This is a genomic window from Nocardia sp. NPDC004415 (assembly GCF_053602435.1).
The window spans coordinates 17,833-32,000 of the sequence record NZ_JBSGDP010000032.1 but is presented as its reverse complement, the minus strand read 5'-3'; the positions used below and the strand labels follow the sequence as shown (position 1 = coordinate 32,000).

General features: G+C 69.7%; 17 protein-coding genes. 8 read left to right on the top strand and 9 right to left on the bottom strand.

The genetic code is table 11. The features are described 5' to 3' along the window. Window positions 1-3: 3 nt before the first annotated feature. Window positions 4-831, bottom strand: coding sequence for an ABC transporter permease (locus tag ACWEMY_RS16995; RefSeq protein WP_375937144.1), 828 nt, complete (start codon window positions 829-831; stop codon window positions 4-6). Next, a complete protein-coding gene (locus ACWEMY_RS16990) occupies window positions 831-1,682 on the bottom strand; it encodes an MlaE family ABC transporter permease (RefSeq protein ID WP_452390778.1) in 852 nt (283 codons plus the stop codon). Before ACWEMY_RS16990 ends, ACWEMY_RS16995 begins: the two co-directional genes overlap by 1 nt. 232 nt (window positions 1,683-1,914) lie before the next feature. Here ACWEMY_RS16990 and ACWEMY_RS16985 point away from each other — a divergent pair, with 232 nt between their 5' ends. Genes ACWEMY_RS16985 through ACWEMY_RS16960 form a run of 6 tightly spaced genes read left to right on the top strand, consistent with a single transcriptional unit; the run spans window position 1,915 to window position 7,559 of the window. After that, window positions 1,915-3,120, top strand: coding sequence for a cytochrome P450 (locus ACWEMY_RS16985; RefSeq protein ID WP_452390777.1), 1,206 nt, complete (start codon window positions 1,915-1,917; stop codon window positions 3,118-3,120). Beyond that, complete coding sequence (locus ACWEMY_RS16980) at window positions 3,120-3,911, top strand: SDR family oxidoreductase (RefSeq protein WP_452390776.1); 792 nt, start codon at window positions 3,120-3,122, stop codon at window positions 3,909-3,911. The genes ACWEMY_RS16985 and ACWEMY_RS16980 overlap by 1 nt, the downstream gene beginning before the upstream one ends. Beyond that, window positions 3,908-4,129 carry a ferredoxin gene (locus tag ACWEMY_RS16975; protein ID WP_452390775.1) on the top strand — a complete coding sequence of 74 codons (222 nt, stop codon included), beginning with the start codon at window positions 3,908-3,910 and terminating at the stop codon, window positions 4,127-4,129. Before ACWEMY_RS16980 ends, ACWEMY_RS16975 begins: the two co-directional genes overlap by 4 nt. Then, window positions 4,126-4,677, top strand: coding sequence for a nuclear transport factor 2 family protein (locus tag ACWEMY_RS16970; protein ID WP_452390774.1), 552 nt, complete (start codon window positions 4,126-4,128; stop codon window positions 4,675-4,677). Before ACWEMY_RS16975 ends, ACWEMY_RS16970 begins: the two co-directional genes overlap by 4 nt. A gap of 5 nt (window positions 4,678-4,682) precedes the next feature. After that, window positions 4,683-5,921, top strand: a complete 1,239-nt coding sequence (locus tag ACWEMY_RS16965; RefSeq protein ID WP_452390773.1) for a hypothetical protein — start codon at window positions 4,683-4,685, stop codon at window positions 5,919-5,921. A gap of 27 nt (window positions 5,922-5,948) precedes the next feature. Continuing rightward, entirely contained in the window at window positions 5,949-7,559 is a 1,611-nt protein-coding gene (locus tag ACWEMY_RS16960; protein ID WP_452390772.1) for an acyl-CoA synthetase, read from the top strand. 2 nt (window positions 7,560-7,561) lie between these two features. On the opposite strand, the gene ACWEMY_RS16955 is transcribed toward ACWEMY_RS16960, so the two are convergent. Further along, complete coding sequence (locus ACWEMY_RS16955) at window positions 7,562-8,590, bottom strand: beta-ketoacyl-ACP synthase III (RefSeq protein ID WP_452390771.1); 1,029 nt, start codon at window positions 8,588-8,590, stop codon at window positions 7,562-7,564. Between the two features lie 88 nt (window positions 8,591-8,678). On the opposite strand from ACWEMY_RS16955, the gene ACWEMY_RS16950 reads away from it, so the two are divergent. Continuing rightward, window positions 8,679-9,260, top strand: a complete 582-nt coding sequence (locus ACWEMY_RS16950) for a TetR/AcrR family transcriptional regulator (protein ID WP_375937171.1) — start codon at window positions 8,679-8,681, stop codon at window positions 9,258-9,260. 11 nt (window positions 9,261-9,271) lie between these two features. On the opposite strand, the gene ACWEMY_RS16945 is transcribed toward ACWEMY_RS16950, so the two are convergent. Both ACWEMY_RS16945 and ACWEMY_RS16940 read right to left on the bottom strand, forming a co-directional pair. Further along, window positions 9,272-10,180 (bottom strand): alpha/beta hydrolase fold domain-containing protein, encoded by a 909-nt coding sequence (locus ACWEMY_RS16945; protein WP_452390770.1) that lies wholly within the window; start codon window positions 10,178-10,180, stop codon window positions 9,272-9,274. An 18-nt stretch (window positions 10,181-10,198) separates the two neighbouring features. After that, the gene (locus ACWEMY_RS16940; protein ID WP_452390769.1) at window positions 10,199-10,741 is read right to left on the bottom strand and encodes a YaeQ family protein; all 543 of its coding nucleotides are present in this window, start codon (window positions 10,739-10,741) and stop codon (window positions 10,199-10,201) included. A 62-nt stretch (window positions 10,742-10,803) separates the two neighbouring features. Here ACWEMY_RS16940 and ACWEMY_RS16935 point away from each other — a divergent pair, with 62 nt between their 5' ends. After that, window positions 10,804-11,232 (top strand): hypothetical protein, encoded by a 429-nt coding sequence (locus ACWEMY_RS16935; RefSeq protein ID WP_452390768.1) that lies wholly within the window; start codon window positions 10,804-10,806, stop codon window positions 11,230-11,232. On the opposite strand, the gene ACWEMY_RS16930 is transcribed toward ACWEMY_RS16935, so the two are convergent. From ACWEMY_RS16930 to ACWEMY_RS16915, 4 genes are read right to left on the bottom strand one after another with little or no spacing between them, the layout of a single operon-like run. Further along, on the bottom strand, window positions 11,229-11,573 hold the full coding sequence (locus ACWEMY_RS16930; protein WP_452390767.1) for an MmcQ/YjbR family DNA-binding protein: 345 nt from the start codon (window positions 11,571-11,573) through the stop codon (window positions 11,229-11,231). The genes ACWEMY_RS16935 and ACWEMY_RS16930 overlap by 4 nt on opposite strands. Before the next feature lie 35 nt (window positions 11,574-11,608). Continuing rightward, window positions 11,609-12,484 carry a metal ABC transporter permease gene (locus ACWEMY_RS16925; RefSeq protein WP_375937185.1) on the bottom strand — a complete coding sequence of 292 codons (876 nt, stop codon included), beginning with the start codon at window positions 12,482-12,484 and terminating at the stop codon, window positions 11,609-11,611. 10 nt (window positions 12,485-12,494) lie between these two features. After that, entirely contained in the window at window positions 12,495-13,223 is a 729-nt protein-coding gene (locus ACWEMY_RS16920) for a metal ABC transporter ATP-binding protein (RefSeq protein ID WP_452390766.1), read from the bottom strand. Further along, on the bottom strand, window positions 13,220-14,155 hold the full coding sequence (locus ACWEMY_RS16915) for a metal ABC transporter substrate-binding protein (RefSeq protein WP_452390765.1): 936 nt from the start codon (window positions 14,153-14,155) through the stop codon (window positions 13,220-13,222). The genes ACWEMY_RS16920 and ACWEMY_RS16915 overlap by 4 nt, the downstream gene beginning before the upstream one ends. Window positions 14,156-14,168: the final 13 nt, after the last annotated feature.

The following is a 14,168-nucleotide window of genomic DNA, read 5'->3' as shown; positions in this document are numbered from 1 at the left end:
GCATCACCCGGTGAATGTGACGGGAGACCGGAATCCCCACAGTGCGATGGTGGCGAGCATGTCCAGGGCGATGATGGCGACCAGGCTGGCGCGGATGGCCCGCCCCGACCCGATGCCGACCCCTTCCGGCCCGCCGGTGGCGAAATAGCCCTGATAGCAGTGGATCAGCACGACCGCGATCGCGAACACCGTCACCTTGACGACGGCGGCGAACACATCCCAGCCGACCACGAACTGGTCGAAGTAGTGGTTGTAGGTGCCGGTCGGGGTGCCGTGGATCGTGGTCACCACGAACGCGCAGGAGAAGTAGCTCAGGATCAGCGCGACGACGAATGCCGGTGCCACCGCGACGATTCCGGCGATCACCCGGGTGGTCACCACGAAGGGCACCGAGCGGATGCCCAACGACTCGATGGCGTCGATCTCCTCGGAGATGCGCATGGAGCCGATCTCGGCGGTCATCCGGCAGCCGGCCTGCGCGGCGAAGCCGATCCCGGCCGCGATCGGCGCCAGCTCCCTGGTCACCCCGAAGGCCGAGACGAGTCCGCTGAGCTGGCCGAGCGAGAGCAGGTTCAGCGCGCTGAACGCCTCGATCCCGATGGAGGCGCCCATGGCCGCGCCGAGCAGCAGCATCAGCGGCACCACCCCGCCGCCGATGATCACCGACCCGCGCCCCCAGGTCATGTCGGTGATCGTGGTGATCGTCTGCTTGCGGTAGTGCGCCAGCGTGTACGGCACCGAGGACAGCACCTGCCAGACGAAGCCGACCACGAACCCGATCGACTCCACCGGCCCCAGCCCGCGCCGCCACACCCCGCCCGCGGCCGTCATCAGGCCATCCGCACCGGGAAGAACATCGTGACCACCTGCGTGATCACGGTGTTGAGCACCACCGCCGCGGCGATCGACATCACCACCGCGGCATTGACCCCGTCGGCGACCCCGCGCGGACCACCGCCGGCCTCCAGCCCGCGCTGACAGGCGATGACCACCACCAGGAACCCGAAGATGACGGATTTCACCAGCGCGACCCACACATCCAGCGGCGTGGTGAACGCCCCGAACGACTGCCAGTAGCTGCCCGGCGTCACATCCAGCGCCGAGACCGCCACCGCGAAGCCCGAACCGATCCCGACCACGATGATCACGACAGTGAGCACCGGCGCGACCAGCATCATCGCCGCGATGCGCGGCACCACCAGCCTGCGCACCGGGTCAACCCCCATCACCCGCAGGGCGTCGATCTCCTCACGGATGGTCCTGGCGCCCAGATCGGCGGCGACGGCGGCGGCCCCGGCCCCGCCGAGCAGCATGGCGGTCGCCATCGGCGCGCCCTGCTTGATCACCCCGAGCCCGCCCGCCGCGCCGATCATCGAATCGGCGCCGAGCTCGGAGACGATATTGCCGACCTGCGCGGACACGATGACCCCGAACGGAACGGCCATCAGCACACTCGGCACGGCGGTGACGCGCAACAGGAACCAGGCCTGGGTCAGGGTCTCACCGAGCGGGAAACGCAGCCGCAGCGCGTCGACGGTGCCGAGGTGGAACGCCGCGGCACCCATCCGGATGGCGCGTCCCAGCGTCGCGACACTCGACAGCACGGTCTCGGAGAAATTGCGCCGGAGCAGCTGCCCCGCGCCCTCCGGTGCGGCCGTGACCTCGCCGTCTACCCCTGCCATGCGAGGGACCGTACCATATGATTTAGAACACATTCCAGACACTGGTCCAGATAATTGACCAGTGGGCTCTGACCAGCTCAGAGGCCGGTCGAGCCCCCTTTCCAGGCCGAAAGCGTTGTACCGAACCGGCGTCGGTGGTACCGTCCAGACACATGTCCAGCTACGTGTCTCACAGCGGGTCGAACACCTCGGCCCGCAGCGGGGACGACCTTCCGGAACCGGGGTATTCGCGATGACGAGCGCCGCTGTGGAACCCGTGACCTTCGACCCGTACGACTACCGGTTCCACGAGGACCCGTACCCGACCTATCACCGTCTGCGCACCGAGGCGCCGCTGTACCACAACCCGGACCTCGACTTCTGGGCGCTGTCACGCCACGCCGATGTGCTCGCCGCCTTCCGCGACAGCGAACGGCTCTCCAGCGCGAACGGGGTGTCACTGGATCCGGCGGCCTGGGGGCCGCACGCGCACCGGGTGATGTCGTTTCTGGCCATGGACGACCCGCGGCACATGCGCATGCGCAAACTGGTGTTCAAGGGATTCACACCCAAGCGCGTCGCCGAGATGACCGACCGCATCCGCGAGATCACTCTCGAGCATCTCGAACCCGCCGTCGCGCGGGGGGATTTCGACTGGATCGACGAGGTGGCGGGCAAGCTGCCGATGGATGTCATCTCCGAGCTGATGGGGGTGCCCGAGCCCGACCGCGCCGAGATCCGGCGGCTGGCCGACCTGGTGGTACACCGCGCGGAGGGCGTGCTCGACGTACCGGTGGAGGCCATCGACGCCTCGATCCGCCTGTTCGGCTACTACACCGAGATGGTCGCCCAGCGCCGCGTCACCCGCGCCGACGATCTCACCTCGGCCCTGCTGGACGCCGAGATCGACGGGGACAGCCTCACCGACGAGGAGATCATCGGCTTCCTGTTCCTGATGGTCGTCGCGGGCAACGAGACCACCACCAAACTGCTGGGCAATGCCCTGTACTGGGCGGCGGCGAATCCGGACGAGTACGCCAAGGTGGTCGCCGAGCCGGAGCTGGTGGCCGACTGGGTCGAGGAGACCCTGCGCTACGACACCTCCAGCCAGATCGTCGCGCGCACCGCCGCCGTCGACATCGACTACCACGGCGCGACCATCCCCGCCGGCGCCAAGGTGCTGCTGCTGATCGGCTCGGCCAACCGCGATCCCGCCGCCTTCGACGACGGCGACAGCTTCGTGATCGACCGCCAGGACGGCGGGACCCTCGCGAGTTTCGGTGCGGGGGTGCACTTCTGCCTCGGCGCGCACCTTGCCCGGCTGGAGGCCCGCATCGTGCTCGGCGAATTCGTCACCCGGGTACCGGCTTTCACGGTCGACCACGCCGGGATCGCCCGCGTGCATTCCACGAATGTCCGTGGCTTCGCCCATCTTCCGATCACCGTGGAGGCCCGCTGATGCCCCGCTTCACCCCGCACCCCGACCGCAGACCCGCCCTCGTCGCGGGGGCGTCCTCCGGCATCGGCGCGGCCACCGCCGTCGCGCTCGCCGAACTGGGTCATCCGGTGGCGCTGGGCGCGCGCCGGGTCGACCGGTGCGAGGAGCTGGCCGCCAAGATCCGCGCGGGCGGTGGCGAGGCCGTCGCCTACCGGCTCGATGTCACCGACGCCGCCTCGGTCGACGAATTCGTCGGCGCTGCCGAGCAGGCCATCGGTCCGACCGAGATCCTGGTCTCCGGCGCGGGTGACATCGAGTTCGCGCTGGTCGGCGAGATGGACCCCCAGCGGTTCCTGCTCCAGGTGCAGGTGCATCTGGTCGGCGCGCAACGCCTGATCCATCGGGTGCTGCCCGGGATGCGGGCCCGGCGGCGCGGCGATCTGGTGGTGATCAGTTCCGACTGCGCCGACCATGTCCGCCCGCGCACCGGCGCCTACAGCGCGGCCAAGACCGGGCTGGAGGCGATGGTCACCCAGCTGCGTATGGAGCTGGAGGGCAGCGGGATTCGCGCGTCACTGGTGCGCCCGGGTCCCACGCTGACCGGGATGGGCATGGACGCCACGCCCGAGGTGGTCGGCCCGCTGCTCCAGGACTGGAAGGACTGGGGTTTCGCCCGGCACGCCTACATGCTCAAGCCCGAACATCTCGCCGACGCCGTCACCACGGTGGTGTCGCTGCCGCGCGGGGTGCACATGGTGCTGGTCGAGGTGCAGCCGGAGGCGCCGCTGCGGACCGACGGGGGTGCGGCATGAGGATCGAGGTCGACGCGGACCTGTGCCAGGGCCACGGGGTCTGCCAGGACGAGGCGCCCGCCGTGTTCACCGTGCCCAAGCGCGGCACGGTCGAGATCGTCGACCCCACCCCCGGCGCCGACGAGCACACGGCCGTGCGAGCCGCCATCCGCTACTGCCCCACCCGCGCCCTGTCGATCACCGACGAACCCGATTCCTCGAAAGGGACCCACCGATGACAGCTTTCGATCGCGCCGAACTCGACGAGATGGTCCGGCGCTGGGTGGTGGCCAACCAGGACTGCGAGCGCGCCGGGGACTGGCGGCCGCTGGCCGAGATGTACACCGTCGACGCGACCTACGGCTGGAACTACGGGCCCAAGCAGGAGTTCATGTCGGTGGGCCGCGAGGAGATCCGCGAGCTGGCCCTCGGCCAGGAGATGCTGGGGCTGGAGGGCTGGACGTATCCGTATCAGGAGTTCGTCGTCGACGAGCGCAGCGGCACGGTGATCGGCTTCTGGAAACAGGTCAACGAGAACACCCGCGCCGACGGACGGCCGTACTCGCCCGAGGGCATCGGCGGCAGCTGGTTCCGCTACGGCGGCGATTTCCAATGGTCCTGGCAGCGCGACTTCTTCGACTTCGGCAATGTGTCGGCGCTGTTCCTGGACATGATCACCGACAACGCGCTGTCCCCCGGCATGCACAAGCGCATCGAACGCTCGGTGTCGGCGGACCCGCTGCCGGGCTGGTATCGCGTCGGCGAGTCCCCGGCCTCGCTCTGGTGACAGCGATGAGCGGATTCGCCGCGCTCTCGCGCGATCAGCTCGCGGCACTGGTGCCCGAGCTGCTGCTGTGCGGTCATCTCATCGACCGGTCGGGCATGGCGCACACCATCGCCGCGTTCGGCCGGGAGGGGATGACCGCGGTCGCCATCGAGGAATGGCAGCTGGCCAGTCCCGTCTACACCCGCCGCATGCAGCGCGCGCTGCGCTTCCCCGACGACAGCGTCGAAACCATCTTCAAGGGCCTGCAACTCGATATCGGCGCCCCACCGCAGTTCATGGACTTCCGCTTCCGGGTGGACGACCACGACCACGGCGAGTTCTGGCTCGACCACTGCGGCGCGCTCGCCGACGTGGAGCCGATGGGCGAGCCGTTCGTGGTCGCGATGTGCCACGACATCGAGGACCCCACCTTCGACGCGACCGCCCTGGCCACCAATGCGCACGCCCAGGTCAGGCCGGTACACCGGCCGCCGCGGGTGCCCGCGGACCGCACGCCGGTGTGCGCGTGGACCGTCGTCATCGATCCCGCGCATGTCCCACCACCGGTCCCCCGGAACGCGGCACTGGTCGCGGATTGCCGTGCGGCACAGCAGGAACTGGACGCGATCGACACCGCCGAAGACGGCCGGGCCGACTACACCGGCCCGCTGCTGAGCGATCTGCGCTTCGCCGACTTCTCGCACAGCGCCCTGCGCAGACTGGCCGAGGAGATCTGCCTGCAACAGCATCTGCTGACCCTCGGGTTCCTCATCGCGATCCGCGACCGCTCCGACGACGACACCGCCCGCGTCATCGGCCGCAAACAGCTCACCGGCATCGCGGGCCTGACCTCCGAGCGCCTACGCCGCTGCCTCGGCCTCGGCGACGACGCGCACGCCCTGGCCACCGTGCTGCGCGTACACCCGGCGCTGAATCCGCTGGGCTACACCGGAATAGACGTACGCGTCGTGGATGAGGCTGTGCGCGTGCATTTTCCAGCCACCAGCGACGCCCTGACCGACGGCACCTGGCCCGCCCTGCTCACCCCCGAGGACCCACGTCCGCTCGACGCCCTGGTGCGCGGGGTGAATCCCCGCTTCACGACCACCGTCACCCAAACCGGCCCCGACGGCTGGACCGTCACCGTCACGCGGGCCGACCAGCCCTTCCGCGAGGCCGCCGAGGTCGCGGTGACCCGGTTCAGCACCGGCGCCGCCTTCACCTTCACCGATCGCGGAAAACCCCTCCCGCTCACCGTCGTGTGAGTGCCTCGCCGCAGAGATGGATGCACCATGGCCAACAACTTCGCCGACCTGTTCGAACACGCCGTCGACGCCATGCCCGAGCGGGTGGCGCTGATCCAGCAGGAGCGACGGCTGACCTTCCGCGACCTCGACATCCGGGCGAACCGGCTGGCCGATCAGCTGGCCGCGCGCGGTGTCGGCCACGGCACCCACGTGGGTTTCCAGCTGCACAACAGCATCGAGACCATGGAGACGCTGATCGCCTGCTTCAAGCTGGCCGCGGTCCCGATCAATATCAACTACCGCTACGGGCCGACCGAACTGGCCTACGTCTACGGCAATGCCGACCTCGAGGTGCTGCTCTACCACGCCTGTTACGGCGAGGCGGTGCACGAGGCGCTCACGCAGACCCCGGCACTGCGAACGGTGATCCGCGTCGACGACGACCGCGCCACCACCGGTCCCGGCGAGGGCGACCTGCGCTACGACGCGCTGATCGCGCAGGGAAAACCCTTCCGCCCCACCGTGACCCGCACCGCCGACGACCTGTTCATGATGTACACCGGCGGCACCACCGGCCTGCCCAAGGGCGTGATGTGGCGCCAGGAGGACATGTGGCGGGTGCTCGGCGGCGGCATCGATTTCTACAGCGGCGAGCCGGTCCGCGACGAGTACCAGCAGTCGGCCACCGGCGCGCAGGGCGTGCCCAGCACCTGGTTCGTGCTGCCGCCGCTCATCCACGCCGCCGCCATGATGCCCACCTTCACCGCGCTGTGGTCGGGCAACGCGGTGCTGTTCGAGCCGCGATTCGAGCCGGAGAAGATCTGGCAGGCCGTCGCCACCCACCAGCCGCACGTCATGGTGATCACCGGTGACGCCATGGCCCGCCCACTGCTCGACGAGTACGCGGCCCGGCCGGTGGACGCGTCCTCACTGCTGGTGATCGCCTCCGGTGCGGCGCTGCTGTCGCAACCGGTGAAGAACGCGCTGCTCGAACAGTTCCCGACCTCGATGGTGTCGGATTCGATCGGCTCGTCCGAAACCGGTTTCGGCGGTATCGGATTCGCGCAGAAGGACGACGATCCCGGGCGCGGGCCACGGGTGCAGACCGGGCGCGGCGCGGTGGTCGTCGACGCGGACGGGCGGCCCGTCGCGCCCGGCGAGGAGGGCTGGCTGGCCAAGACCGGCGCCGTGCCGCTGGGCTACTACAAGGACCCCGAACGCACCGAACGGCTGTTCAAGACCGTGGACGGCGCCCGCATCGTGGTCACCGACGATCGGGCGCGCGCCGAGACCGACGGGTCGATCACGCTGATCGGACGCGGCAACATGGTGATCAACACCGGTGGCGAGAAGGTGTTCCCCGAAGAGGTCGAGGCGGTGGTGAAATCCCACGACGCCGTCTACGACGCGGTGGTCATCGGGGTGCCGCACGAGCGCTGGGGACATCAGGTGGCCGTCGTCCTCTCGCTCGCCGACGGTCACCCCTTCGACCCCGCCGCCCTGCGCGCCCATCTGCGCCCCCACCTGGCCGGATACAAGATCCCGCACCGGATCTGGCTGGCCGACACCATCTCCCGCTCCCCCAGCGGCAAACCCGACTACCGCTGGGCCAGGGACTACGTCAGCGGCCGAGCCCCGGACCACGCGGCCGACTGAGCTCAGGCGATCGCTGGCAGGTGCACCACCTGGCCCGCGTAGGCCAGGCCCGCGCCGAAACCGAGCAGCAAAGCGGTGTCGCCCGGCTGGGCCGCGCCGGTGCGCAGCAACTGTTCCATGGCCATGGGGATCGACGCCGCGCTGGTGTTGCCGGTCTCGACGATGTCGCGGGCGATGGCGACCGACTCCGGCAGGTCCAGGACGCGGACGAGGGCATCGGTGATGCGGCTGTTGGCCTGATGCGGGACGAAGGCGTCCAGCGCGTCGGCGGCCACGCCCGCGTTGGCCAGCGCCTCGCGGCACGCCTTCTCCAGGAAGGTGACCGCCCAGCGGAAGACCTCGGTGCCGTTCATCCGGATATACGGCCGCACCGCGTCGGCGCCCTTCTCGGCGACCTCGGCGAAGTATTCGGTGAAGTCCTTGTCCTGCTTGATCGCCGAGGTGCGGCTGCCGTCGGAACCCCAGGCGACCGGGCCGATGCCCTCCTGCTCGGCGGGGCCCACCACCACCGCGCCCGCGCCGTCGGCGAAGATGAACGCGCAGGTGCGGTCGGCGGTGTCGAGCAGGTCGGAGAGCCGTTCCACCCCGACCACCAGCACGTGCCGGGCCTGGCCCGCGCGCACGAGGTTCGCGGCGTCGGCCAGTGCGTAGCAGAAGCCCGCGCACCCTGCGGAGATGTCGTAGGCGGCGGTGTCGTGCATGCCGAGCTCGGTGGCGACCACGGCTCCGGCCGACGGGCCGAGCACCATCTGCGAGGAGGTCGCGAGGATCACCGCGTCGACCTGCTCGGCGGCGATCCCGGCCGCGGTGAGCGCGTCGCGGGACGCGGCCACGCTCATGCCGACGATGGTCTCGGTGTCGTCGGCCCAGTGCCGCGCCTCGATGCCGGAGCGGGTCTTGATCCACTCGTCGGAGGAATCGATGGCCTCGACGATCTCGGCATTGGGCACGACGCGGCGCGGGCGGTAGACGCCGAGGCCGAGAATTCCAGTATGGGTGATCGGAACAGCGGTGGCGATGGGGGTGGGCATGGCATCCTCTCCATATGAACCGATCGGTTCACGTCGAATAGGTCTAACATGAACCGATCGGTTCAATCAAGGGTTGGGAGGAGATCGGATGGCCGCCGGACCACGCGCCCGACTGATCGAACACACCATCAGCACCGTGCAGCAGCACGGCGTGCACGCGGCCGCGCTGAGCGAGCTGCTCAAGCGCAGCAACACCTCACGCAATTCGCTGTATCAGCACTTCCCTTCCGGCAAGGGCGAATTGGTGCAGACGGCGGCACGCATCGTGTCGCGGCTGGTGTACTCGCACGTCAGCGCCATGGCGGATTCCCTGCAGACCACGCCCTCGGTGCAGCAGTGGCTCACCGACCTGCTCGCCTTCTGGCGCACCCCGCTCGAGGATTCCGATTTCAGCGCGGGCTCGTTCATGATGGCGGCCGCCCTCGACGAGCTGGACCCGGCCGTGCAGTCGGTGGCCGGTCAGGCCTTCGCCGAGTGGACCGCCCGCCTGGCCGACGGCATCGTCGCCACCGGCATCGAACGCGCCACCGCCGTCTCCCTGGCCGGCTTCCTGCTCACCACCATCGAGGGCACCATCGTCCACAGCCGCGCCCTCAAGTCCCCCCACCCCTTCGACCAGGCCGTCACCCAACTCACCATCCTGCTCAACCTGCACCTGTCCCAGCGCTGAGCGGGCGACACTCAGCCGTCCAGGTCGGCGCGGAGGGTCGCGACGAGATGGTCCCGCGCGCGGGCGCCCTCGGGTGTCGGCGTGAGGGGGTAGACGTGGACCAGGCCGGTGGCCTCGTGATAGTCGACGTCGACGCCGGCGGCGGTGGCCTTGTCGACGAGCAGGCGGGTGTCGGGGTTGAGGATGTCGTGGGTGCCGCTGTAGACGGTGAGGGGGCCGAGGCCGGTGAAGTCGCCGAACAGGGGGCTCACCATGGGGTGCTTCATGGGCAGGTCGCCGCGCCAGAGGTTGCCGAAGACCAGGGCGCCGTCGCGGCCGAGCCAGGGGTCGTCGGGCAGGACGGTGTCGATGGCCGGGTTCTCCAGGGTGAGGTCGACGGCGGGTGAGATCACCACCGTGCGTGGCACTTTCGTCTGGGCAGTGTCGCGCAGGTACAGGGCGGTGGACAGCGCGATCTGGCCGCCCGCGGAATCACCGGCCAGGAAGGTCGGGCCGTGGCGTTCGGCGCTGTCCAGGACGAGACCGGCGAACCACGGGATCACCTGGGCCGCGGTGCCGGTGGGGATCAGCGGGTAGATGGGGACGGTGACCGTGAGATCCAGCTCGGCGGCCAGGCGCGCGGCCAGCCGCCAGTGCGGTGTGGCGATCTCGCCCACCCAGCCACCGCCGTGCGCGTAGACCAGCCCGCCGCGCGAGCGTCCCGAGGACGGCGTGAGGGTGAACACCGGCCACCCGTGGTCCTCAGTTTGCGTCACCGTCACCCCGCGCAGCCGCTTGGGCGGCAGGTAGCTCGCGGGCGAGGCCGCGCACTGCGCGATGTAGGCGTGCGCCGCGGCCACGTCGAGGTACTTGCGGTTGCGGCGGGTGAGCCGCAGGAACGCGGGCAGCACGAACCGGCTCATCACGCTGAGATCTGACACCCTGGCGACGATACGGGCTCAGGCCAGCCGGTGTTCGGCGATCTCCCCGCGCAGGCTGGTGCCGTTGAGGTCCAGGTAGAGCACACCCTCGGTGACCGAGAGGGTGGCGGTGTTGCGGCGGTCGACGAGTGCGGCGGCCGCGTCGACGAAGGCGCGCTCGACGCCGTAGAGCGGGATCTGCTCGGCGCGATGGATCTTCTTGCCCGCGTACTGGGCCAGCACCTTGGCCGGATCGCGGTGGGTGTAGACCGCCGCGCGCCCGGCGAGTTTGCTGCCCCGGTGCACCCGGTCGGCGTCGGGCGCGCCGACCTCGATCCAGGCGGTGACCCGGCCGGTCAGATCGCGGATCTGCACGGCGGGTTCGTCGGTGGCCGAGATGCCGCCCTCGCTGAACACGATGCCCTCCTCGTACTGCAGGCAGTAGGCGAGGATGCGGGTGACCATGTACCCGAGGGTCTCCGAGGGGTGGCGGGCGACCCGCAGCTCGAGGTCGGTGTAGACGCCGCGGTCGACGTCGGCGAGCTGGACGGCGAAGTGGTGCAGGGTTGCGCTGAGTGCCATAGGAGCTCCGAGCCTACCGGTCCCCGCTTGCGCGGACCGGTCCGGACCGCCAGCATCTCTGCATGCGAATCACCCACGTTTCAGCCCTGGCCGCCGTGCTGCTCACCCTCGGCACGGCAAGCGCTGCGGCGCAAGCGGATCCGGCCGACACCCCACGCCAGGCCATCGCCCGCAGCTACCTCGACGCCCTGGTCTCCCACGACGCGAGCGCCGTCCCCTTCGCCCCCGACGCGACCCGTATCGAAGCCGGATTCCAGACCGGCTACTCCGGCCCGCAGCTGGCCCACGATCTCGAGCACGGCCCGCAGTACCGCGTCATCCAGGGCATCCGCGAGCTGACCATGTCCGAAGCCGGCGACACCGTCACCACCCGCTACCTGCTCGACACGGGTGTCGCGGGCGTGCGCCTGACCACCGTCGAGATCGTCGAGACCTTCGTCATCCCGACCGACTCGATCCAGACCATCGAGGCCACCATCACCCCGGTCTAACCACCCTCCTGGTCGGCGACCAGGGCGCGGGGCGCGGCTTGCCGCCAGGAATCGGTGACGATGGCGGCGAGCTCGTCGCGATCGTCGAGGGCCGCCAGCCGCACCCGCACCCACGCATTGTTCGCCTCGTGCGCCGCGATCCAGAACTTCTCCGGCTCGGCCGCCACCAGCTCGTCACGATCGATGATCGGACACCGCACCGCCATCGAGCTCTCCTCCTCCGGCAACGTGAGAAACAACCTCCCCGCGACCTTGAAAATCGGCATCCCCCAGGCGAACTGCTCACCGACCTCGGGCAGCGCGAGAGCTACGGCACGAACATCGTCCCCGGTCACATCCATGCGCCCGATCATCGCAGCACCGACCGACAGGTCACCTACACCTCGGCGGCCGTAGCCGCGCGGGCGCGGGCGGTGGTGAGGCGGCGGCCGATGATGCCGTGGCGGGGGGCGAAGAGGTAGACGAGGGTGAAGGCCACGCCCTGGGTGACGACGACCATGCCGCCGGCGGCGGTGTCGAGGTGGTAGCTGAGGTAGAGGCCGGTGACGGCGCAGAGGACCGAGATGGTGGGGGCGATGAGCAGCATGCGGGAGAAGCGGTCGGTGAGCAGGTAGGCGGTGGCGCCGGGGATGATCAGCATGGCGACCACCAGCACGACGCCGACGGCTTGCAGGGCGACGACCGAGGTGAGGGCCAGCAGGGCCAGCAGGGCGGTGCCGAGGACGCGGGGATTCAGGCCGATCGCGTGGGCGTGGGTGGCGTCGAAGGCGTAGAGGGTGAAGTCGCGGCGCTTGAGGACCAGCGCCGTGAGGACGATGGCGGCCAGGATCATGATCTGGACCATCTCGCCCCGGCTCACGCCGAGCAGATTGCCGAAAACGATGTGGTTGAGGTCGGTTTGGCTCGGGGTCACCGAGACCAGGACCAGGCCGAAGGCGAACAGCGTGGTGAACACGATGCCGATGGCGGCGTCCTCCTTGACCCGGCTGGTGTCGCGCACGACGCCGATCAGCGCGACGGCGAGGAACCCGAACACCACCGCCCCGACCGCGAACGGCCAGCCGACGATGTAGGCCAGCACCACACCGGGCAGCACGGCATGGGAGACGGCGTCGCCCATCAGCGACCAGCCGATCAGCACCAGCCAGCACGACAGCACCGCGCACACCAGCGCCGCGGTGACCGTGGTCGCCAGCGCGCGCACCATGAATTCGTAGCGCAGCGGTTCGACGAAGAATTCTTCGAGGCTCATCAGGATTTCCTCACGCGTCCACATCGAGGCCGAAGGCCTTGGCCAGGTTCTCCGGGCGCAGCACCACATCCGGGTCGCCGTGTTCGAGCACCCGGCGGTTGAGCAGCACGGCCTCGTCGGCCAGGGCGGGCAGCGCGTGCAGGTCGTGGGTGGAGACGAGGATGGTCGCGCCGTCGGCGGCCAGCTCGCGCAGCAGCGCGGTGATGGTGGCCTCGGACCGCTTGTCGACACCCGCGAACGGCTCGTCGAGCAGCAGGATGGTGGCCTCCTGGGCGATGCCGCGGGCCACGAACGCCCGCTTCTTCTGCCCGCCGGAGAGCTGGCCGATCTGGCGGTCGGCCAGGTCGGTGAGGTCGACGCGGGCCAGCGCGTCGGCGACGGCGGCGCGGTCGGCCCTGCTCGCGCGCCGGGTGAAGCCCATCTTCCCGTAGCGGCCGGTCATCACGACATCGCGGACCGAGAGCGGGAAGCTCCAGTCCACGTCCTCGGATTGCGGGACGTAGCCGAGGGTGCCCGCCTTGCGGGCGGCGGCGGGGGCGAGACCGTTGATCAGCACCCGGCCGCGATCGGGGGTGACCAGGCCCATGACGGTCTTGAACAGGGTCGACTTGCCCGAGCCGTTCATGCCGATCAGCCCGCAGACGCGGCCCGATTTCAAGGTCAGCTCGACATTGTCGAGGGCGAGCACGTCCGCGTAATGGACTGTCACGTCCTGGATCTCGACAACCGGTGCGGTCACTTGGGCACTCCGGACAGGGCGGTCGCGATGGTGGTCGCGTCGTGGCGGATGAGCTGCAGGTAGGTGGGGACGGGGCCGTCGGACTCGGAGAGCGAGTCGACGTACAGGGTGCCACCGAAGCGGGCGCCGGTGGCCTCGACGACACGCTGCATGGGCGCGTCGGACACCGTCGACTCGCAGAACACCGCGGGCACCCCGCGCTGGCGCACGAAGTCGATGGCCGAGCCGATCTGCTGCGGGGTGGCCTGCTGTTCGGCGTTGACCGGCCAGATGTACTTCTCGGTGAGCCCGGCGTCGCGGGCCAGGTAGGAGAAGGCGCCCTCGCAGGTCACCAGGGCGCGGTGGTCGGTGGGCAGGGTGTTCACCGCGGCGGTCAGGTCGTCGCGGACGGCGCCGAGTTCGGCCTTGTAGGCGTCACCGTTGGCGCGGTAGGCGGCGGCGTTGCCGGGGTCGAGGTCGGTGAAGGCGCGGACCATGTTGTCGACGTAGATCTGCGCGTTCACCGGCGACATCCAGGCGTGCGGGTTGGGCTTGCCGCGGTAGGCGTCCTCGCCGATGTCCATCGGGGTGACACCCTCGCTGACCACCGCGTGCGGCACGTCCAGGTCGGCGACGAACTGGGCGAACCAGGCCTCCAGGTTCAGGCCGTTGTCCAGGATCAGGTCGGCCTTGGCGGCCTTCTTGATGTCGCCCGGGGTGGGTTCGTAGCCGTGGATCTCGGCCCCGACCTTGGTGATCGACTCCACCCGCAGATGGTCGCCCGCGACATTGCGGGCCATGTCGGCCAGCACGGTGAAGGTCGTGAGGACGACCTTCTTGCCGTCGTCCTCGGCGCCCACCCCACCACAGGCGGTGAGCGCGATCGCCAGGACACTCAGAACTACCGCCGACAGCGCCCGGCGGCCCGGCGCACAGTGAAACCCAACCCTCATTCCGGAATTATAT

Coding starts and splice junctions, on each gene's coding strand:
- ACWEMY_RS16995 (WP_375937144.1), bottom strand. CDS start 831: ATGACGGCCGCGGGCGGGGTGTGGCGGCGCGGGCTGGGGCCGGTGGAG.
- ACWEMY_RS16990 (WP_452390778.1), bottom strand. CDS start 1,682: ATGGCAGGGGTAGACGGCGAGGTCACGGCCGCACCGGAGGGCGCGGGG.
- ACWEMY_RS16985 (WP_452390777.1), top strand. CDS start 1,915: ATGACGAGCGCCGCTGTGGAACCCGTGACCTTCGACCCGTACGACTAC.
- ACWEMY_RS16980 (WP_452390776.1), top strand. CDS start 3,120: ATGCCCCGCTTCACCCCGCACCCCGACCGCAGACCCGCCCTCGTCGCG.
- ACWEMY_RS16975 (WP_452390775.1), top strand. CDS start 3,908: ATGAGGATCGAGGTCGACGCGGACCTGTGCCAGGGCCACGGGGTCTGC.
- ACWEMY_RS16970 (WP_452390774.1), top strand. CDS start 4,126: ATGACAGCTTTCGATCGCGCCGAACTCGACGAGATGGTCCGGCGCTGG.
- ACWEMY_RS16965 (WP_452390773.1), top strand. CDS start 4,683: ATGAGCGGATTCGCCGCGCTCTCGCGCGATCAGCTCGCGGCACTGGTG.
- ACWEMY_RS16960 (WP_452390772.1), top strand. CDS start 5,949: ATGGCCAACAACTTCGCCGACCTGTTCGAACACGCCGTCGACGCCATG.
- ACWEMY_RS16955 (WP_452390771.1), bottom strand. CDS start 8,590: ATGCCCACCCCCATCGCCACCGCTGTTCCGATCACCCATACTGGAATT.
- ACWEMY_RS16950 (WP_375937171.1), top strand. CDS start 8,679: ATGGCCGCCGGACCACGCGCCCGACTGATCGAACACACCATCAGCACC.
- ACWEMY_RS16940 (WP_452390769.1), bottom strand. CDS start 10,741: ATGGCACTCAGCGCAACCCTGCACCACTTCGCCGTCCAGCTCGCCGAC.
- ACWEMY_RS16935 (WP_452390768.1), top strand. CDS start 10,804: ATGCGAATCACCCACGTTTCAGCCCTGGCCGCCGTGCTGCTCACCCTC.
- ACWEMY_RS16930 (WP_452390767.1), bottom strand. CDS start 11,573: ATGGATGTGACCGGGGACGATGTTCGTGCCGTAGCTCTCGCGCTGCCC.
- ACWEMY_RS16925 (WP_375937185.1), bottom strand. CDS start 12,484: ATGAGCCTCGAAGAATTCTTCGTCGAACCGCTGCGCTACGAATTCATG.
- ACWEMY_RS16915 (WP_452390765.1), bottom strand. CDS start 14,155: ATGAGGGTTGGGTTTCACTGTGCGCCGGGCCGCCGGGCGCTGTCGGCG.